Consider the following 20,420-nt stretch of genomic DNA (forward strand, 5'->3'; position numbering starts at 1 on the left):
CTAAAGTACTAAAATTGTGTCTAATGTTCGGCTTCAGAAAATTTTTTAAGTTACAAATCATTTTGTTATAGTAAGTTGAAAGTTCCTTCTGGGATTAGGTATCCTTTATTCCGGACTGTAATTATAACTGTAGACTTGTCAGAGTACATTTCAATTTTTTTTCTGAGTTTGCTTGCGATATTATCTACGGCTCTATCCATCGGATTCCACGCCCTTTCAAATATGGCTTTATACAAGGTGTCTCTAGATACAGGCTTTCCCTGATTTTCCAGTAGCGTCTTTACGAAGATAAATTCGGATGAATTTAATGTGACATCCCGACCATCTACAATCAGTCTTCTTCTTTTTATGTCGAACACATTGGCATTGCTATCGAGCAAATCGATATGTGGATTTGTTGCCGGATGGGATGAATTTTTATAGACCCTTAGAAGCGAATTGATTCTCGCCAGTAACACCCTGGTATCGAAAGGTTTATGTATGTAGTCGTCAGCGCCGACCTCCAAGCCTACAGCCGTGTCAACGGCTTCAGTTAAAGTCGTTAATAATATTAGGGGGGTTCCTATAGTCTCTTTTATCCATTTTGCAAGACTTATTCCTTCACCGCCGGAGAGAACGACTTCCATAATTACTGCATCGTAATTATTCTCTGAAATTTTTTCCTTAGCGTCCGATATATTTAGCGCATTGTCATTCTTTATCCCATGCTTCGCAAAAAAGGCTGTGAGGCCATCGATAACCTCTTTGTCTTCGTCTATCGTAATAAACTTTCTTCCCATTTTTTTTCCAATCAACCAACAAGAGCGAAAATGAAGGCTGTACCCTCTCAGCATGTATTTAAAAGCCAATATGTAACTTTTTTGTAGGTACAGCCTAAGATAACTGTTACATATTAAAACAATGCATTCACGCTTAAGCCTTGGTTAAGATGGCGCGCGCGTATGTTGGATGATCATTTATAGATGTTTAAAAGGATAGAAAATTTACGTTATTTACGTTATTTACGTTATTTACGTTATTTACGTTCGTTGTAATTTACACCGCATTTTTATCAGGTGGTTAATCACCAGTCATTTGTTAAACGCATCTGTTTGTATGTGAATGGTTTGTTGGCGAACTTCTCCCAATTTAGGTTCTTTTATTACTTGCTATTGATTTGTGACAGAGTACTTAAAAACCGTCATAACTCAATCTTTTGGTTGTGAGAGTCGGGTGTTAATAGTATGTTGCTTAGCGTCTGGCTACGCAGCGTTGTAGGCTTTTTTCCCCTTTGCGTTTCAAGTGCACGGTTAGTAAATTGCGATTACTTTATATCCTGTGGCAGTTCGAGTCGTAAAGAACATTCTGGTGTGCAATACATGTTGTTTGGGGGGGGCAAGCCACACATAATAACATTTTTATCTTGATGTAAGGATCATTATGAAAAACCTTGACATCGTTTTCCGGTTTTTATCCAGTCTCTTATTGCCAATATTGTTATCTGCCTGTGGCGGTGGCGGTGGCGGTGATGGCGCCGGTGATGGCGGCAGCCCACCAAATACGACTGCCAGTTTTACCGTTACCGCCAGTGCGGGCGCTAATGGTAGTATCGGTCCGGCCAGTCAAACGGTGAGCGCCGGTGATAACACCAGCTTTGCTATCACTCCCGACAACAATTTTACTATCGACAGTATCAGTGGCTGTAACGGCAGTGTGTCGGGCAATACCTACACCACCAGCGCTATCAATGCCGATTGCAGTGTAACCGCGACTTTCAAGCCCGGACCCAGCGTGCCGACGCTGAGCTTTGTCCAGGCTAAAACGCTACGCGTTAGCTGGGCGGATACCGGGGGCGCCACCCATTACCGATTACTGGCAAACCCCGACGGGACATCGGGCTTCGCCCAGGTAGGGGATGATATCGCACCGGGCGTAGGGGAGGTTGATCTCCCGGTGTCACTGTTCGAGAGCGTTAACGCGCAATATATGCTGCAAAGCTGTGTCAATGTCACCTGCAGTGACTCCAGCGCGGTATCGGTCAGTGGGACTCTGGTTGACGGTATCGGTTATTTCAAAGCGAGCAATACCGACGGCGCTGATGAGTTTGGTGTCAGCGTCAGTCTCAACAGCACCGGCGACATCTTGGCGGTGGGTGCTCTCGGTGAGGACAGCGCTGCCACCGGTGTTGACGGTGACGCCAGTGATGATTCGGCGAGTAGTGCTGGTGCGGTATATGTGTTTGCCCGCAGCGGCAACACCTGGAGACAGCAGGCCTATCTCAAGGCCAGCAATACCGAAAGTGGTGATCAATTTGGCCACTCTGTCAGTCTCAACAGCAGTGGCGACACCCTGGCCGTGGGCGCCGTAACGAAAGGCAACGCCAGCAACCAGCCTGATAATACTTTTGCCGGCGCGGTGTATGTGTTTAACCGCAGTGGCGATACCTGGAGCCAGCAGGCCTATATTGAAGCCGACGATCCCGGCATCAACCATCTTTTTGGCGAGTCGATCAGCCTCAACAGCACGGGTGACACGCTGGCTGTGGGGTCATCTGGAGAAAATCGCTCCAACGGCGCAGTTTATGTGTATTTCCGCAACGGCGACACTTGGAGCACGCAGAGACATTTCAAGCTTCCAAGTCCCCTCGGCGCTCATCTACTTGGCATCTCTGTCAGCCTCGACAGCACGGGCGATACCTTGGCGGCGGGCGCGGGTGAAGGGGCAGTGTATATCTTTACCCGTAGTGACAACAGATGGAACAACACGACTTACCGTGTCTTGAGCGGTGGAATTGGGTTTGGCGCGTCGGTCAGTCTTAATAGCGCGGGTGATACACTGGCGGTGGGTGCTCCAGAGGAGGATAGCGCTGCCACCGGCATCGATGGCGACGATAGTGATAGTTCGGCTGAGTCTGCCGGAGCCGTGTTTGTGTATACTCGCAGCGACGGCAACATCTGGAACAGGCAAACCTATATCAAAGCCAGCAATACCGGGCCTGGTGACAAATTCGGCACATCGGTCAGCTTAAATGACGCGGGTGATAAGTTGGTAGTGAGCGCGGTAGAGGAGGCCAGTATCGCCACGGGTATTGACGACAGCCAGGATGATGATTCGACCGAGGACGCCGGTGCGGTGTATATGTTTACCCGCAGTGGCAATACCTGGAGTCAGCAGAGCTATATCAAGGCCAGCAATACTGGCAGCGGTGATAAATTCGGTACTTCACTCAGCTTCGACAGCGCGGGCGACACGCTGGCCGTGGGCGCCGGCGGGGAAGCCAGTGCCGCCGAAGGCATTGGCGGTGATCAGAGCGATGATTCCAGAGATGGAGCCGGCGCGGTGTATCTGTATTAAAGGCAGGCGCCGCCTGCTACGGCTGTATTTTTATTATCATCGTAAGTTGTTGCATGGGTACATTTATAAACAAGCTCTGTTAGGTGAAATATCAAGATACCCTAGTGAAATTAAAGAGATTTGAAATAAATATGCCTAAGTCTTCACATCCATCTCAAATATTATATTTAAGCTCTTTTTAAATGATAGGTAATACTTTGATTATCATATCCCTTGATCTTATCTGAGGTGAGAATTAGTTTCGAATCACTAAAGGTAAAGCTATAGTAGGTTGGAATTAGGGATGCCATTGCTTTCATAAAAATATTCATCTTTACGGGCGCCAAGACCAACCGATTATCTTGCTGTGTGTATTCATGGCCCACATCACCAAAGAGATCGACGCCTTCCGTTCTAAAAGAAATCTTATTTTCTGTGATAGTCACAATAGTTTTCCCTTTCGGCACGATCACACTTTCAGATGAAAGTTTTTCTGCTTCAAAGTTAAATGTCTTCATCGAATATGCTGCCAAGTTTTCATATGATGGAATCTGATGAACGACCTCCCACTTTCCAAGCAGCCGAGGATCGGTGGCGTTTGGTGATATTGACTGTTCCGTTGTTGAGATTACCTTTCGCTCTGTAGTGTTACCAAATAACATCCCACCCAGATTAAGGAAAGCCTTCCTGATATATATTGCAAAAATGAAGAAAAACAAACCCATTCCTAATAAAGCAAACGTGCTGAGTTGAAAACCTTTTTCCAGGACAGATTGAAAAGGGGCCTCAGGCTTGTAATAGACAGTCACAACTTTTCCTCTTGGATATTTATCCAAGAGCCTTGTTGTCCACATTTTCATATTTGTTTTAACGGTGCCGCCAATTCTCACATCATCATTACTATACGTTACGCCATTTACGACATAGCTATAGTTAATCTGAGCGTCATAGACAGTCTCGTTTTTTGTCCTGTTAGTTGTCGTGTCTGTGTACGTGCTGGAATGAGCTTTGATTTCAGAGGAAATGATTTGGCCTTGTACGGATGGCCAACTGGAGCTTTTGTAGGCTTGATAGATAGTGTTGGTGCCTATAAGGATAAAAAGAATACCAACCAACTTAAACAAACGTGGCCCCCATTTTACTGCAAAAGAAATCTTTGAGAGTATGCCTGAAGGTTGTTTTGAGAATATGCCCAAAGATTGTTTTGTTTGCTTCGAAGATTTCATCTCAACTCCCCAAATTATTATTGATTAAAGGCTAACAAGATTCAAAGGTCCGAATCTTTCGACGTCTTTTCCTCCGCTACCGGCAGGTTGAACCTTCTCAGCCGGGCCAGCAGTGAACCATAGACTGCTTTGGCGTCACGATGATACTGGAATGCCAACATAAAATCATCGGCATACCGCAGCAACAACGCTTGGTCTTTCAGCTTGCGCTTGATCTTTCGCTCAAACCACAGAACCAGAGTGTAGTAGAGATAGATAAAGAAATCTTTGATGTTGCTTTTCACAACCTGGCCATGAGGGAGGTTATCCCAACAGCCTGGTATATTGCGTGACAATGTCTCTTTATGAGGAGTTTTTGAGTGTTTTGTAATAATGTACTCTAAGCGGCTTATGGCCTATATTACACCTTGCCTTTTTCGGTCAGTGAATTTACTTTACCTTTTTGGCATCCGTATTCGATTGATACCAATCATGCAACAGTATCCCACACGGGCTTATTCAAAAAGCGTGACAGCGCGACGGCATCATCCTTTAACTTATTTCCTTGTCTGGTACTAACGCTATTTATTTCCTGGCCCTTTTTTATCTTACCTCCGCCGCCGACTCTAGCAATATTCAAACGCCGAGCATCCTTAAGGACAACATTTAGCTCGTAGGTAATTCTCACAAATTTCTTATTTCTTGTAGAAACCCTGTGACCCTCGGATACCAACTGTAGTGCATGAATATTTTTAATTTTGTGAAAATATTCCAAAGAGCTATTATTGCCTCCCATATCCAACTCCACGTCTCCTTTCCAAAAAAAACCTTTGTTTTTATCAAAAAATAAAGTCTTGGACATCAAACGAAAAAAGAAGATTCCCGCACCAGAGAAGATCAGCCCCACTGAAAGCGCAGGCAATGCAGATAAGGCCGATATCAATCCGTCAAATAAACCGTAAAAAAAATAACCTATTAAAAACACCCCAATTAAAACGAATATTAGGCAAAAAGCTTTTCCTGCCATAGTCGTACGAATCTCAACTCGGTCTAAACCTGAATTAACCAGCTTATGCAACCTTAAACCACCATTCCTGGGTTCAATAAGCCACCAATCGGTCTCCATTGCCACAGGATCATCAAAAGCTGACGCATCAAAAGAACCACGTCTATTATAAAGGCCTTCCAAGTGTTTATAGATATTCTCAAGCATCTTTCCATAACCTCCGAATTATGGTCCAGCAGGCTGTTGATTTTCACCCAGTTTCGAACACACTGATCGGTTGAATCTGGAATTTTTGGCCTAAATCGATGATTTAACGCAATTATTCACTCTTATGTACCCTGAGGGGGATATCGAGCAAGGCCTTGATAGGCCTCAGCGGGCGGCCTACCGGAACAAACGTTATACCTCATTTCTCTTTTTGTATATCTCTCGATCATATTCCCCAGGGGTTAAGCGGCTAGCTTTCGGGGAACGACTGGTGTCAATGATAGTGTAGATAGGCCCTAGTTGAGTAGTTTTCCTCGTTGTTAAGTTCTTTGGTCTGCTGCATGAGTTATGAGTTCTTAAGCATGGTTTCTGGCCTTATAGAGATCGATAAATTTGCTCAAGTCCGATAACAGGTCTGAAGTGGAAAGGATCGTATCTTCGCTATAAGCGGTGTTATACTCATCGAGGATATCTGATTGATTTTCATAAAGATCGTTTATATCTTCCAATTCATCGTTGTCGAAATCTCCCAGATAATGCTCATAGAGATAAACCACATCGTGCAAATCACGTGCTGCGGTGCGGCCCTTAAGAGCACTTAGCTTTTGTTTGATTAGTCGACTGATTTTATAGGTAAGGATGCCATTGCGCTCTATGAGGTCATCATCATTTGGGGTTCCACGTAGAGAAGTCTCCAGTTTCAGGTTAACGTCACCAGCGTAAACGATGCGATAGCGGCGTACGGTAGTAGTATCTTTTTTTTTACTAATCTCAGGGTTTCGCAAGTGCGGCTTTCTTTTTCCAAGTTGAGCGAAGACTGCATTGAGGGTCTTTTCCAAATCCAGCGCTATGGCGCAATCATAATCCAGGTTTTCACTAAATCGATCCAGGCCGTAGCAGAGCTTGAGTGCCGTGCCTCCCTTGAGCACCATAGGCAGGTTTTTTTGTTTGAAGGTGTGGCATATCGCTGCCATGATCTCGACATGCTCATCTTGCTGTTCGTCAGTTAAGCTCATTTTCTTCGGCCCATCGGTGTAAAAGCTGTTGTTGTTTGCTGTTGGCAATCTGTTTAAGTCCGCCAACTGCCTTTTTAATCGCCGCAACCGGAACGTCAAACATAAACTGATCCAGCTTGAAAAAACGGGGGTACCGTTGTTTCTTGATACAGTGAGTGTACAAAATATCTTTAATAGCTCGCAGGGGCTTGGCGCATCGCGTTGTCGCTACATCAATATCGTGCTTTTTTAAAAAGTCAGTGCAATCGAACAGTTCATCGGAGGATAAATCGGGTGCACTGTCATAGTTATCACCGGCAATATGAAATTTATTGCTGTGCAGCATGCCCACTTGGTGCCAGTCGGCCTGAGTGCCTTGGTAGGGGATATTAAGTGCACTCAGGCCAGTGATGTAGCGTTCGCCAGGTGGCTTGATCAGAGTATGAATTTTGTCCCGAAACCACAGCGGCCAATAGGTTAGGGCCTTATTGATTTGTTCGGGAGTGTAGTGGTCCAACATACGGGCCGCGCGCTTTTTCTGAAAAATATTCAGATCATTCTCTTTAAAGAGAAACGCTAATGCTTTGAGTAGATTCAGGAGTTCACCGGGAGCCGAGGACAACTTCTTACCATCGATTTTGCGAAAGTAGATGGTGTGGTTTGGTAGGGTGATCGGTGCGATACGCTTATCGGTATCGTAGGTGATGGCATCCGGTAGCACATGGGTGAGCCCCAACTCGTACGCCGCCAGAGCGCCTGAGGGGGCGATTTTGGCGCGGTATTGCTGCTTAATTGAGCGAATAATAACGTCTTCCTTCGGGGGAAGCGGGCCAAAATATTTGCTGTTATATGGCCTGTAATAGAGGCCATTGCGAATTTTCTCCAAACCTTCTGACTTGTACAGGCGCGAAGCTGCTTTATCTACCTGTAAGCTATCGGCAGATAATCGATGCAGAGCCCGGCTGGTGATGGCGTTACCTGCCGGGAGCCTCTGGAATTGGCTTCTGACACGCTCGGCAATACTCATACTAAACCTCGATAAGAGATAAAAAATCATGTTTTTTTATCTCAAGAGGCGCTAGTTTAACATAAAATGCCTTTGAGTAGAAAATGACTTAAGTTATTGATATTCAATTGATTTTTTGTTGTTTTATGGTTTTTGCCCTGTTTTGCGATTGTAACCAACTTAGGAGTTGCTCGGGGTTAAACTCCACAAGCCAGCCTGTCAGCATCGACTCCCTGTCGCGCTCTCTTCCGCCATCGTGAAGACTCTGCTCGCAGCAACTTTCTTGTCGTTGGTCATTTGAGCGTGATCCGTCTTTTAAGTCTGATGTCGCCTGCAGACGCACCTATTAGAAGCTCAATATCGCAGAGGTCGTCGCTCCATGTCTGCGTGTCTTGATTCCAATACCGAAGATGTTCCACCGGAATCTCCAGGGTGACCGACCTGGTTTCTCCGGGGTCGAGTTGTACCCGGGAAAATGCCTTCAGTTCTTTGACAGGCCATTCGACTGAAGGGTTTACCCGGTGTACGTAACCCTGGACGACCTCCTCCGCCGCTGATGTGCCGGTATTTTCCAGCGTAAAAAACAGCTTTATCGTATCCCTCGTAGTGTACGTCCCTTTATCCGTTTTAAGATCGGAGTACTCAAACGTAGTATAGGTCAGTCCGTGACCAAAGGGGTACATGATCGGAATACTTTTTGTGTCAAACCAGCGATAGCCCATCAAGGATCCCTCGGAATAAAACGCGGTGTCGGCGTTTTTTAGCTGTGCCTCGTTCACCTTTTCGTTTTTCAGTGTAATGTCAGATTCGGTTTTCGCCACCAGGTTAGCAAAGATGTCATTGGCTTTTTGCCCTTGCGGGTAATTGCCAAGTGCATAAGCGGGTGAATCCTCCAGCTTGACAGGAAAAGTAAAGGGCAGTCGTCCGCTCGGGGAAATCTTGCCGAGCAGCGTATCGGCAAGTGCGTTGCCACCCTCAGTGCCGTTAAACCACGAGATAAGCAGGGCTTTTGACAGCGGTTTGATAACGTTGAGGTCATTGGGCGCACCGCTTGTCAGTATCGTCACTATATTGGCATTGACCTTGGCAATTTCCTGAATCAGCCCATCCTGTCCCGAAGGAAGCTTGATATCGCGTCTGTCACTACCTTCAGTCTCTACCGCACGGTTGTTGCCGCCAATAAAAAGAACAATGTCTGCACTTGCCGCTACTTCAATCGCTTCTTGCGCCAGCTTTTGAGCAACCTTTCTTTTTTCGCGAGCTTCCGTCTTCTGCACCTGCGGAGATTTCTCCTCAAACATGTCGGAAAATCGGTAAACGACCGGCTCGTAACCCTTTGCATAAACTACTCTGGCGTCGCTCCCAATTCTATTTCTGAGCCCCTCGAGGGGAGTTACTTCATACAGAGTTTTAACCCCTGTACCCATGCCGCCACTCGCCATTGCCTGTGTTGCATTGGCGCCGATGACCGCGATGGTCGGCTTTTTCTCAAGCGTTAAGGGAAGTATTCCGCTATTTTTAAGCAAAACAATAGATTTAGCCGCTACATCATAGGCTATTTTTTGTTGGGGTTTTCGTGAGGTAACGCCCACATTGGCTTGTTCCGGCGGTATCGGCTTTATAGCCATTCTCACGCGAAGAATTTCCCTTACCCGTTGATTGATAAGGTCCTCTGATACCGTGCCGGCCCTCACTGCTTCGAGTAGAGGTTTCCCTAAAAATTTGTCTGTCGGCATTTCGACATTTAGCCCGTTGGTAATCGCATTGACGGTGCTGTGTGTGCCGGTCCAGTCAGAAATTACCATACCGGCAAATCCCCAATCGTCGCGAAGGACTTTATTTAGCAGCATGTCGCTCTCTGATGCCCACCATCCGTTAACCTTGTTATAGGCAGCCATTATGCCATAGGCGTCCGCCTCGACAACGGAGGCTTTAAATGGCGGAAAGTAGATTTCGCGCATGGCGCGCTCATCCACTATGACATCGACGGAACCGCGATTGTTTTCCTGGTTATTCAGGGCGTAGTGTTTTACACAGGCCGCAACACCATTGTCTTGCACACCGTTTATATAACCAACCGATAGTCTCGAGCTGAGAAAAGGGTCTTCACTGAGATACTCAAAAGTTCGTCCACCCGTTGGGATGCGTTGAATATTTATGGCGGGTCCCAGTATCATGTCCTTGCCTCGCAAGCGCGCTTCCCTGGCCATTCCTGTTCCATAGGCGTAAGCAAGTTCAGGGCTCCATGTGGCTGCCAGGGCAGAACCTGTAGGGAAAAAAGTGGCTCTGTCTGTCTCCCAGCCCAATGACCCCCAGCCATCGGGCTGGAGTTCTTCGCGAATACCGAATGGTCCGTCCACATAGTGCATATCTGCGACGCCTAACCGCTTCACTCCCGCTGAGACAAACATATGTTTCCCATGAAGCATCGCTATTTTTTCCTCTAACGTCATCTGCCGAATTATATGATTGATTTTGGCGTCATATTGAAGCAGGGAAGACTGACGTATCGTGTTAGGGCTGCACCCAGAAAAAATCGTTAAACAAAAAATTAGATATATAAGTTTGAAATTTTTCACCGGTTAAATCCCGTTAAATAGATATTAATGGAGTAGCCTTTTTTGGCCTCTTGCGTTGATGAGTGATGTGCGGCAGTGCATACTGCGATCCACATCGGATCACGTTATCTATCGACCGCAATCCTCTCATAAACAGGAATGACATCTAGTGGTGCGTTAACGGTTATCCATTGGCCAGTGGATTTGATCGTGCTGCCGGCGTCCCAAAAACTTCTCCACTGCCCCTTAGGGAAATACACTTTCTTTCGCTTCGCCCCTTTCTCAACGACCGGGGCAATCAGATATTTAGGCCCGAACATATACTGGTATTCACAATCGTAGGTCTCCGGTTCGTCCGGAAACTCCAGCATCATATGTCGCACAAGGGGGACGCCATTGCTTCTGTACGCAGCCAGGTGCTTTTGTATATAGGGAACCAGCTGCATATGAATGTCGGCGTACCTCCTAAAGTACTTCGGCGTCTTTTCGTTAAACCAAATGTCGACACTTGTAGGCTCGTTCTCCCATAAATGATCGCGCATGATGGGTGTGAACGCTGCGAACTGAACCCAACGTTTCCACAGTTCGATGTCGGGAGAATCCGACAAGATATCCGGGGTCCAGTTGGCATAGCCGGAGAGGCCGCTGGATATTCCGGAGGTAATCGCCGACGGATAGCCAAAAGTTTTATCCCAAGCCGCGATCTGGTCTCCCGCCCAAAGCATTCAGCTTCTGGTAGATAGGGTTGTCGGCGTCAGACTTGGGCAGCTTCACCTCCTGATAAGGATGCAGGTAGCTAAGCGACTTAAAGCCAAGTTTGTGCAGCGACTCATTCATCTCGCGTAGAGAATGATAGGTCCCGGTTGTCCAGTTTTGATAGCCTTGTGAGCTGGCGGGGTCACCCATATCAAAAACCCAGATGGCAGTTGCCGGGATACCCCACTCTTTTAGCTGTTTTGCTTTGGCTATAACAGAATCCTGACCATCTAAAAGGTTCACCCAAACACCCGTCGCCCAATCCGGGATTTCGGGTTGGCGGCCGGCAATCGATGTGTAAGTATGAAGGGCCTCTTTCGCGGACTGTCTATGAATGCTATAAAATGTCGTTCTACCGTTTTCAACACGTATCTCAAATGATTCGCCGTTTTCGTTGAACGATGCGAATACCGAAGATGCGTCGTCGACAAACCAGGCCTCTCCAAAAGGGTTCAAGTAGAAAGCAATTTGAAGATAACTGGGTTCATAGTTGTTGTAGTGCCCGGGTTTGTGTGGATTGCCCCAGGGAGTAACTGCTGTTTTGGGTGGGTCCCAGTAATGATCGTTTGGTTGGTTGGAGACTGTGCGCCCGTTTAGTTTAGTGCCAATATACCGCTCGCCTCCACCAAAATAAGGTCCCTTGGCAACTATCTTCAGGGCCATTGATGCTATATTCTCTGCGCTTGCCGGAACGATATCCCATTTAAAGAAGCCTTTAAACGGTGTAATGGATAAGGTTAAGGCGCCACCGTTAAGTGTGAAAATTATCTTGTTATCTTTTATCTTGCCATTTTTCAACGAAGTGATTGATGTCTTAGTGCCGTCCTGTCTGTAAAGGCCAATGGTGTATTTGCTCGCCACCTTATTGGCCATGTGTAGGCTGAGGTCATCCAACCGTAATTGAATTTTTTGGTCGCCGTCATGAACCGTCACGCTATTGTCGGCCATATGCCAGAGTGTTTTATGTTCGTCAGGCTTGAATTGACCGGAAAAATCAATTGGACTAAAAAAATCTGAGTGTATATGTTCGTTTAATTTTTTATAAAACGCTTCGTTAACTGACTGTGCCTTCCCGCCTATTTGATAAAAAGTAAAGAGGCACAGTGAGAGTATTTGGAAAATCCGGTATCGACCTGGCATATTATTTTGACAACCACTTTATATTTAGTGAATGTAAAGGGACATTCTCTGTTTACAGGCAGAGATGGATAGCTGCCTGCCGCCTTCTGTCGTGCGCCGTGTAATTAAAGGCGGGATATTGACAGTAATTCGCGTTTTATGGCCGGGTAATGCTTAGGGCGTTTCCGCTGTAGTTGATCTTTGTTGCTATAGCCTCGTCAAAATTGGACGCGTTGGGCGTTTCACCGCTGATCCAGCGCACCATGATGTCGCGGTCCTGTGCCATACCGGGGAATTTTCCTTCGCGATCTCCGATGAAAAGCGTTTTGGATTTCTCGCTATACCGAAATAAAATGCGAGACCATTCGCCTTTTTCGTAGCCGTAGCTTCTGCCATCGTCTTCGTAGAGCTCAAATTTACTGTCTGAGCCCACATAGACATTCAATGTGATGGGCGCATTGACGATTTGATCTGCGTATTGCACGGCTGGTGCACTCGGAATAATCGAGCCGGACTTGACAAATGCCGGCATCCTGGAAATTGGTGCAGCGGCTTGGATGTTGGTGCCGCCGGCAAACTTCCTGCCTGTGTAGAGATCATACCAGTCCGTGCCTGCAGGGAGGTAAACGCTTCGCTCGCGTGCGCCCATTTCATAAACGGGGGCTACCAACAAAGAGGGCCCAAACATATACTGATCTCTTATGTTTCTGGCCACTTTATCCTCCGGAAAATCCATCACCAGCCCACGCATAAGCGTCGCATCCCTGTGATACATATCGCCGGCTATCGAATAGATATAGGGCAATAATCGATAGCGGAGTTTGGTGTACCACACCATACTTTCATAATGTTCGGAATCCTCTGCGGCGATGTTATAAATTTCCCGGTATGGGTTTTGACCGTGCGATCGGAATAGAGGTACAAAAGCGCCGAATTGAAACCAGCGTGTATTTAACTCCTGCCACTCGTCAAGCTGCCCCTCGGGTAGCTCGGAGTAATGGCCGACGGTCGCATCGGCATTGTCGCTGTTCCAACGGAAGCGGTCCTCGGGTGTAAAACCCCCGATATCGAAAGTCCAGTTCGGCACACCGGCAAGGCCTACGCCGATGCCGGCGGCGATTTGTTCTTTCAGGTTTGACCAGCGGGACACAATGTCGCCGCTCCAGATTGCCGACGCCGTGCGCTGGATGCCGGCAAACCCCGAGCGTGTCAAGATAAATACCCGAGTGTCGGGTGTCGAAGCCCGGTCGCCCAGATAGACGGACTCAGCGTGAGGCAGGGCATAGGCATTAAAAACTTCCGCACCGGTACCCAGGTGGTTGGGTGTCATCAGATCCTTTCTCTTCTCCCAACTCAAGTTGGAATGGATATCAGGCTCGACCGCATCCAGCCACCAGGCATCAAATCCGAGCGCATTGATATTTCTGTTGAGCTGATCCCAGAATATTTTTCTGGCTTCAGGGTGATACGCATCGTAAAAAGCGTTTAGATAACCTTTGCCAATCCAGTCATGGTTTTTTTCGTCCAGATTTTTATTGAACATATAGCTGCCGGCGTTCAATTCTTTGTAGTTTTTCGTATCCGGATAAAATTTGGGCCACACCGAAATCATAATTTGTGCATTCATCTCGTGAACCTGCTGCACCATTTTCTTCGGCGTAGGGAAGAACTTCTTATCAAATTCGTGGCTGCCCCAGGCGTCCTCGGGCCAGTAGGACCAATCCAGCACGATATTGTCGATCGGTATCTCGCGGTCGCGATACTCTTTCAAGGCTGCCAGAAGCTCATCCTGGGATTTATAGCGCTCGCGGCTCTGCCAGAAGCCGTAAGCCCAGCGTGGAAGCATTACCGATTTTCCGGTCAGCTTCCTATAGCCGGCAATGACGTCATCAATATCGGCGCCTTTCACAAAGTAGTAATCGACACTTTTCCCCGTTTCGGATGAAAATGATGTCAGGTTGCTGTCGGCAGGGCTGAGAGGATCGCGATGCAACAGGCGCATAAAGCCATCTTGAGTAGTCCAATCCAGTTTAATGGGATATCGCCGATTTTCCTTTAAGTCCACAGCATAATCGTGATACCAGGGATTCCAGTTCATCCGCCAGCGATTCAGGACCTCTTGGTTGTTAATCGACAATTTGGCGTAGCCGCTCGAATACATGCTGAACCGGTGTAAACCCCCGGTATCTGTTTCGAAGCTGCCTTCCCACTCAATTCTCAGATTTGAAATATCTTTTACCGCGTCAGGTAGAGGGACTTGACGCAGGTCGCCTCGTGCGTAGAACTGATAATCCAAATCCTTCTTTACTTGACTCAAAATAAGTTTGTCACCGTCAAAGTAGCGTGCGGTCAGCCCTCCCGGTTTCCCCTCTGCATCGTAGAGCCTTAACGACTCAAACAGTGGCTTTGCCGGTTCGGGGTCCCCGAAGTGAGTGACAGAGTTGTTGTCCCATAAAATACCGTAGTTTCTCGAAGAAACCAGGAAGGGAATACTGATAACAAGGTTGTGGGTGGTAAGCTTGACATTTTCTCCGGCGAGATTGACCTGACCGTTTTGGTGTTGCCCCAAACCATACAAAGCTTCGTCCCCAGTGCGCAAAAATGCTTGTCGCAACGCATAGGAATCTGCATCAACTACACCGGGGTCCTGTGTGACCGCTGAGAAACCTCTTTGTCCCGCCTCGCTCAGGATGACGGAGCCGTCATGGTTTTTAAACACTACCTTGCCATCGAGCAGCGAGATTTCGGTGAGTATCTCGGCGGTTTTTAGCGAGATAAACCCATCACCTTCACTCACATCAAAATTTACTTGCCCGTTGGTGGTTGCTGTCACCATAAGGCTTTCAGCCGCTCGATTTTCCCTCTCCGCCACCGCCGTGACACGGATAAGGTTATCTCCATAGACGCGAACATGGACGGCTTTTGCGCTTCCGCTGGCCGGGATAACGGTAACCCCGTCAGCAAGTCGCTCGAAGTCGCCACGTGCGGTCTTTTCAAAGGCACCCTCGCTTGCGGAATGACAACCGGCGATAAGTGTGCTAATCAGGAGGATAAATAGTGTTATTCCCCTGCCGCGTGTAGTGTGTAGGTCCGCTTGCTTATTGATAAGTGCCCATCTTCGTCTTTGCAGAACATCTATGCTTTTCAAAATTCAAACCCCGGTTTGATTGATCCCTAGGATAAAAAACGTTTAAAAATTCAACAGTCGCTGCCGTTGAGGTAATCTTGCTGCGAGCGCCTGACACTGGAGTTAAGGCCGGAAACCTCTCTGGTAAGCGAATACGCACTTACGCTGCGGTCGCTGCAGCGTAAGTGGAGCTTTGAAGGTTATATATCCCGGATGATGTGACAGGACCCGCTTTGCGTGCCATTACTCGCCCTGATTTATTGTTTGTCTACCTTATTAGGCCCTTTCCCGTGGTGTGCCGGGCGGCAGAGGGCAGGGCGATGTTCAGTCTAGGTATGCTTGGGCGACGGAGGTATAGTTTTTGGGGGAAATTCTGAAAATTTGCAGAAAGTGCTAGTATTTTTGACTATTGATAAACTTGCGAATGAAGGATAATCGGTCAATTGGCGCATCTTTGTGCCAGCCGCTGCCATTCGGCTCATGTCTTGATCTCAATCAAGCTGTGGGCTGGACGCGTCAAGTGGAGGAAAATCGTGCCCTTCACCGCTGTACAGCAGTTCCAGTTTCGCTAATATGAAAGCCCGTACTACTGCGTGCGTAGAAAATGCTAGATTTTTATAAAAAAGCCACATCTATCTGTTTAATCTTGCTGGTGATCAGTGCGGTTATTGCCTTTTTATGTATCGGGCGGACCTATTTGAGGGTTAGCCTGCTGGCCCAAAAAGGTCAACCGTTGGCATGGTGGGTCTCCGCTGGTGCTGACCAGGATAATGGCGGAGGTTCAACGATTCTGGTTAACGATACAGCCTTCAGTCTGGATTTTGATATCCATCTCAGGAAAGGTTATGAACATCCCTATGCCCGTCTCTCGATGGTGTTTGGCGCAGAATCGCAAGGCGTCAAGGTGGTGGATCTGTCTCGTTTTCAGTCCCTGTCTTTCAGCGCGAAATGTTCCCCTGTCAGTGCCTTGTCTTTTTCGATATCCACTATCGATCCCGAGGTCACCGAACTGGATAATCCCCTCACTCTACGTGACTCGGAGTCCTATTTCCCCTGTTCCGGGCAATGGCGTAAAGCCAGTATCGACCTGACAAAACTGGAGACTCAAAACTGGTGGCTGGAAAAATATGACCTCGATATTTCCGCCCGCCAATATGACTTAACCCGGGTCTCACGCATCTCTTTTGGCAGCACCTATCAAAGCCCTTTCGGTGTGGATTTGAAGATACAGATAGAGGAGCTGACCTTGCATGGGCGCGATTGGCGGTACTTGTACCTCCTGGTCGTGCTTATGCTTGGGCTGTGGGGAAGTTATGTGCTTTGGCTGTTTAAAGCCCATTCCCGCGCGTTGATTGGCGATTTGAAGTTTAAATTGCAGAAAGATCGCCCTTTGATTGCCTACCAGCAACTGTCGGTAGAGCCCACCCGAGACCGGATAACAGGCACACTGCTGAGCTATATAGCCAAAGAGTACGCCAATCCGGACTTGCACCTGGATACCGTGGTCCATGCGCTTAGCATCAGTCGCACGAAGATAAACACTATCTTGCGGGAGGAGTTGGGGTTTACGTTCACTGCCTACTTAAACAAACTCCGGCTCACAGAGGCCGCTCGACTGCTGGCGGAAACCGGGGGAGCCAATGTGGCTGAAATCGCCTATTCAGTCGGTTACAAAAACGTCTCTTACTTCAACAAGCTCTTTAAAGAGGAATATGGTTGTACGCCAAGAACCTTTAAAAAGGTTTCTTTGACCCAAGAAGAAAAACCTGATAAAGATAAGAAGTAGTTATTAGATGGTGTTTCGTAATAGCTATTTGAACTAGATTTCCTGCAGCAACTGCAAAAATTCTCAAGAAAACTAACACATTCTACCAATTAGCAGCATCGCACCCAAAAATATTATCGCTGATGCACGACTGATTCTAAGGTCCTGGTTAGAACTAAGCGTCGTGCGATGAGTGGTACCCGTGAACAGAATAATAAAAGCAGCTTATTGCCCTCTTGATCGCACTTTCTCATTTTTAGGAGAGGGTCGCGGCGAACAGATTATACCTAAAAAACTTATTTAATAATAAGAAAATCAATAAAAATAATTGCAACTAATAGAAAAACCTGGTGGTTCCGCCGTGACAATCCGCTGCTGCACTACCGCAGTTTATCCGGGTTTTAAAAGTGCCGAAGTATAATAGTTGGATGCAGAGGTAATTATCGATGAGAGAGAAAAAAATAAATCAATTGTCATGTGATTTGCATCGTCGTGGCAGCGCGAAAGTCGGTCGTCACCATCCCAAGCTGCTGTCGATAGGTGTCATGAGCTCGATAATAACTGTCGCTCCCGTGCTTGCGCAAAGCCCTGGAACCGACTCCGAGGTAGATATCCTCGAGGAAGTTATTGTCACGGGACATCGGGCATCCATGCAGTCAGCACAGGACTTTAAGCGTGATGCCGAGCAAATAGTCGACTCGATTAAAGCCGATGACATCGGCAATCTTCCGGACCGCAGCGTCGCCGAGGCTTTACAGCGGGTTCCCGGTGTCACCATCGACCGCTTTATCTCCGTTGATGATCCTGAGCATGTCGGTGGCGAAGGCGGTGGTGTCGCGGTGCGGGGGTTGACGCAGGTGCGAAGTGAAATAAACGGTCGCGACGGTTTTACTGCCAACGGTGGCCGCAGTTTGAGTTTTGAAGATGTACCCCCGGAGCTGCTGTCGGCCGTGGACGTGTATAAAAATCCGTCGGCCGATATGATCGAAGGCGGTCTCGGTGGCACGGTGGATTTACGTACGCGTATGCCTTTCGACAGTGAGAGCCAACTCGCCACCGGTACCCTCGTCTATAGTCACAATAATCTGATTGAGGAAAACTCGCCCGAGGCGTCATTTTTATTCAGTGATAGGTGGCAAACCGGTTTTGGAGAAATCGGCTTCCTGGTTGATATTGCCTATTCAGAATCGAAAGGGCGTGTCGACACAATTTTTACCCGCCCCTATTTTCCCTATGACCGGGATGGTGACGGCGTAGATGAATCCTTCGTTCCCAGAGGTGCCGACTGGCGCACTGTACGCACGGATCGTGCCAGGGAGGGGGCCTATTTGGCATTTCAGTGGCGTCCCAGCGGAAATATGGAGTACTACGCAACCGTCTTTCGCAGCGAGTATGATTATAACTGGGATGAGGACGCGTTCTTTGTGCAGAACGATCCCACCAATCTGGTTGCAAGTGATGATTCCGTATTTGACAGTAACGGTACCTTCGTGCGCGGCACCCTTACAGACCCTACCGAGGGCGGTATCCCAATGGGGTCTACTATTCGATTTTCAGAGCGAAATTCAAAAACGACTGACTTTGCCATCGGGTTCAACGCGGCTTTCGCAGATAATTGGTCCATAAATGCCGATCTTCAATATGTGGAGGCTACCACGGTTGGCTTGGACTCCACGGTAGCGACCGGTGTGCTAAGCCCTTTTAGCACCATAGATCTTTCCGGCAGCGGACCGGTTGAAGTGATCACGGACACCGACTACCTGGCCGACCTCAACAACTATCACTTTGCTTTCACCATGGATCACCAGGATGACAACGAGGCGGATCAGCTGGCTTTGCGTGTCGATGTGGAATATACCTTTGACGATTCCGTGTTAAAAACGTTTGAATTCGGTCTTCGTCACTCGGAAAGGGACTCCATCGTCATCGACACCGGCTTTAACTGGAAGCCGGTTATCCAGCCCTGGATGCGTGGTTGGGCCCTGGACGGTGCGGCGCCGCTGCCGACTCTGGCTGATTTTGGCCTGCAGGACCAGGTTCGCGTCAACAGGTTCAGCAATTTCTATCGCGGAGATATCCCCGTTCCGGGCGCCATTGTTGCGCCTACTCGGGCGCTGGCGGAAGGGTATCCGCAAAGCTACGTAAGTCTCCACCAGGCTGCGACACCTTTTTATCTCTGCTGCTTCTCCGATGGCAGTACTACTTTTTTTTCGCCGACATTGGTTGAGCCATCTCATAGAAACGTACAGGACGAAACTGTGGAGAGTCTGTACTTCCTGGCGCGTTTCGGTTGGGACGAGATCGGCTTGGGCGGCAACATTGGCGTGCGCTTCGTGCATACCAAGAACATCGCCTCCGGTTTTATTCAATATACCGCGCCGGTTGACGCGCCGCCGAGCATACAGGAGATTATCGGTAGCGAAGACGACGCGATTGGAGTCAAGAATAATTATCGCAATACGTTGCCGAGCTTGAATTTGCGCTGGGAAATCCGCGAGGGGCTAATTGGGCGATTTGCCTATGCGAAGGCGATGCGAAGACCGGATTTCAGCACCATGCAGAGCTATCTTAATTTGAGTGCCAGCCTTAATGCCGGGGCGCCCGAGGGCTCACTCGATATCAACGATTACAGTGGCACTGCAGAAGGTGGAAACCCCAACCTCCGGCCACTGGAAGCTGAACAGTTTGATCTGTCTTTGGAGTACTACTACAGCGATATCGGCAGTGTCTGGCTCAACTTTTTCCAGAAGGACATAGACGGATTTATTCGCAATGAAGTCATGATTGAAACTTACAACAATTTTGACTATGCGGTTACCCGGCCGACCAACCAGGACGAAGCGAAAATTGACGGATGGGAGGCCGGTTGGAAACACTTCTTTGATTTCGGTATTGGTATCGAAGCCAGCTATACACGCATTGACAGTGAAACCCAATCGTCAGGGGTCAACATTCCTGTTGATACCGATGGTACCGCTTTCGACCCAAATGGCCTGCCCTATGAGGGCCTATCGGAGGCCTCGTACAGCACTGTCTTTATATACGAAAATCAAAGACTTTCAACACGGCTTGCTTATACCTGGCGCGATGAGTTTCTCTTGTCTGTGGGACCAAACAGCTTCAACGATAACACCGACGGCATCGCCTGGCAGTTGCCGGTATTCCAGGAGGCTTATGGCCAGTGGGACGGTTCGATTGTTTACAAGTTCAGTGAGAATTTTTCTGTGGGCCTACAAGCCAACAATTTGACCAACGAAGAAATCGTTATTGAGGGCAGACAAATCAATCCGGGTAGAAATGCAAAATCATACTCGGTTCAGGATACGCGATACGCGTTGACGCTAAGAGGTACTTTCTGAAACCC

The 20,420-nt window shown here is 47.9% G+C and carries 13 protein-coding genes; 3 read left to right on the plus strand and 10 right to left on the minus strand.

Annotated elements, in window-relative coordinates:
* Positions 1-65: 65 nt before the first annotated feature.
* The gene (locus FKG94_RS15170; protein WP_179957664.1) at positions 66-779 is read right to left on the minus strand and encodes a response regulator transcription factor; all 714 of its coding nucleotides are present in this window, start codon (positions 777-779) and stop codon (positions 66-68) included.
* A 640-nt stretch (positions 780-1,419) separates the two neighbouring features.
* Between FKG94_RS15170 and FKG94_RS15175 the strand changes: the two genes are divergently transcribed.
* On the plus strand, positions 1,420-3,333 hold the full coding sequence (locus FKG94_RS15175) for an InlB B-repeat-containing protein (RefSeq protein WP_142905161.1): 1,914 nt from the start codon (positions 1,420-1,422) through the stop codon (positions 3,331-3,333).
* A 167-nt stretch (positions 3,334-3,500) separates the two neighbouring features.
* Here FKG94_RS15175 and FKG94_RS15180 read toward each other — a convergent pair whose 3' ends face one another.
* The 9 genes from FKG94_RS15180 to FKG94_RS15220 form a co-directional block, all read right to left on the minus strand.
* A complete protein-coding gene (locus tag FKG94_RS15180; RefSeq protein WP_142905162.1) occupies positions 3,501-4,538 on the minus strand; it encodes a DUF3592 domain-containing protein in 1,038 nt (345 codons plus the stop codon).
* A 41-nt stretch (positions 4,539-4,579) separates the two neighbouring features.
* The gene (locus FKG94_RS15185; protein WP_142905163.1) at positions 4,580-4,822 is read right to left on the minus strand and encodes a hypothetical protein; all 243 of its coding nucleotides are present in this window, start codon (positions 4,820-4,822) and stop codon (positions 4,580-4,582) included.
* Between the two features lie 185 nt (positions 4,823-5,007).
* Positions 5,008-5,730 carry a hypothetical protein gene (locus FKG94_RS15190; protein WP_142905164.1) on the minus strand — a complete coding sequence of 241 codons (723 nt, stop codon included), beginning with the start codon at positions 5,728-5,730 and terminating at the stop codon, positions 5,008-5,010.
* Between the two features lie 356 nt (positions 5,731-6,086).
* Positions 6,087-6,746, minus strand: coding sequence for a nucleotidyl transferase AbiEii/AbiGii toxin family protein (locus tag FKG94_RS15195; protein WP_142905165.1), 660 nt, complete (start codon positions 6,744-6,746; stop codon positions 6,087-6,089).
* Complete coding sequence (locus FKG94_RS15200) at positions 6,733-7,752, minus strand: DUF6088 family protein (protein WP_142905166.1); 1,020 nt, start codon at positions 7,750-7,752, stop codon at positions 6,733-6,735. The genes FKG94_RS15195 and FKG94_RS15200 overlap by 14 nt, the downstream gene beginning before the upstream one ends.
* 272 nt (positions 7,753-8,024) lie before the next feature.
* Complete coding sequence (locus tag FKG94_RS15205) at positions 8,025-10,310, minus strand: glycoside hydrolase family 3 C-terminal domain-containing protein (RefSeq protein ID WP_142905167.1); 2,286 nt, start codon at positions 10,308-10,310, stop codon at positions 8,025-8,027.
* 104 nt (positions 10,311-10,414) lie between these two features.
* Positions 10,415-11,014: a TIM-barrel domain-containing protein gene (locus FKG94_RS15210; RefSeq protein WP_142905168.1), complete on the minus strand. Its 600-nt coding sequence runs from the start codon at positions 11,012-11,014 to the stop codon at positions 10,415-10,417.
* Positions 10,977-12,185, minus strand: coding sequence for a TIM-barrel domain-containing protein (locus FKG94_RS15215; RefSeq protein ID WP_142905169.1), 1,209 nt, complete (start codon positions 12,183-12,185; stop codon positions 10,977-10,979). The genes FKG94_RS15210 and FKG94_RS15215 overlap by 38 nt, the downstream gene beginning before the upstream one ends.
* 136 nt (positions 12,186-12,321) lie before the next feature.
* Positions 12,322-15,312 (minus strand): TIM-barrel domain-containing protein, encoded by a 2,991-nt coding sequence (locus FKG94_RS15220; RefSeq protein ID WP_246125188.1) that lies wholly within the window; start codon positions 15,310-15,312, stop codon positions 12,322-12,324.
* A gap of 583 nt (positions 15,313-15,895) precedes the next feature.
* Here FKG94_RS15220 and FKG94_RS15225 point away from each other — a divergent pair.
* Together FKG94_RS15225 and FKG94_RS15230 are read left to right on the plus strand one after the other, a co-directional pair.
* A complete protein-coding gene (locus FKG94_RS15225) occupies positions 15,896-17,077 on the plus strand; it encodes an AraC family transcriptional regulator (RefSeq protein WP_142905170.1) in 1,182 nt (393 codons plus the stop codon).
* 425 nt (positions 17,078-17,502) lie between these two features.
* Entirely contained in the window at positions 17,503-20,415 is a 2,913-nt protein-coding gene (locus tag FKG94_RS15230) for a TonB-dependent receptor (RefSeq protein WP_142905171.1), read from the plus strand.
* Positions 20,416-20,420 lie beyond the last annotated feature (5 nt).

Origin of the sequence: Exilibacterium tricleocarpae (genome assembly GCF_007004655.1) — a bacterium.
Taxonomy (GTDB): Bacteria; Pseudomonadota; Gammaproteobacteria; order Pseudomonadales; family Cellvibrionaceae; genus Exilibacterium; species Exilibacterium tricleocarpae.

Bases quoted from the DNA above. Each gene is read 5' to 3' on its own strand.
- FKG94_RS15195 (WP_142905165.1), bottom strand. From the start codon at position 6,746: ATGAGCTTAACTGACGAACAGCAAGATGAGCATGTCGAGATCATGGCA.
- FKG94_RS15225 (WP_142905170.1), top strand. From the start codon at position 15,896: ATGCTAGATTTTTATAAAAAAGCCACATCTATCTGTTTAATCTTGCTG.
- FKG94_RS15215 (WP_142905169.1), bottom strand. From the start codon at position 12,185: ATGCCAGGTCGATACCGGATTTTCCAAATACTCTCACTGTGCCTCTTT.
- FKG94_RS15190 (WP_142905164.1), bottom strand. From the start codon at position 5,730: ATGCTTGAGAATATCTATAAACACTTGGAAGGCCTTTATAATAGACGT.
- FKG94_RS15170 (WP_179957664.1), bottom strand. From the start codon at position 779: ATGGGAAGAAAGTTTATTACGATAGACGAAGACAAAGAGGTTATCGAT.
- FKG94_RS15200 (WP_142905166.1), bottom strand. From the start codon at position 7,752: ATGAGTATTGCCGAGCGTGTCAGAAGCCAATTCCAGAGGCTCCCGGCA.
- FKG94_RS15210 (WP_142905168.1), bottom strand. From the start codon at position 11,014: ATGCTTTGGGCGGGAGACCAGATCGCGGCTTGGGATAAAACTTTTGGC.
- FKG94_RS15230 (WP_142905171.1), top strand. From the start codon at position 17,503: ATGAGAGAGAAAAAAATAAATCAATTGTCATGTGATTTGCATCGTCGT.
- FKG94_RS15175 (WP_142905161.1), top strand. From the start codon at position 1,420: ATGAAAAACCTTGACATCGTTTTCCGGTTTTTATCCAGTCTCTTATTG.
- FKG94_RS15180 (WP_142905162.1), bottom strand. From the start codon at position 4,538: ATGAAATCTTCGAAGCAAACAAAACAATCTTTGGGCATATTCTCAAAA.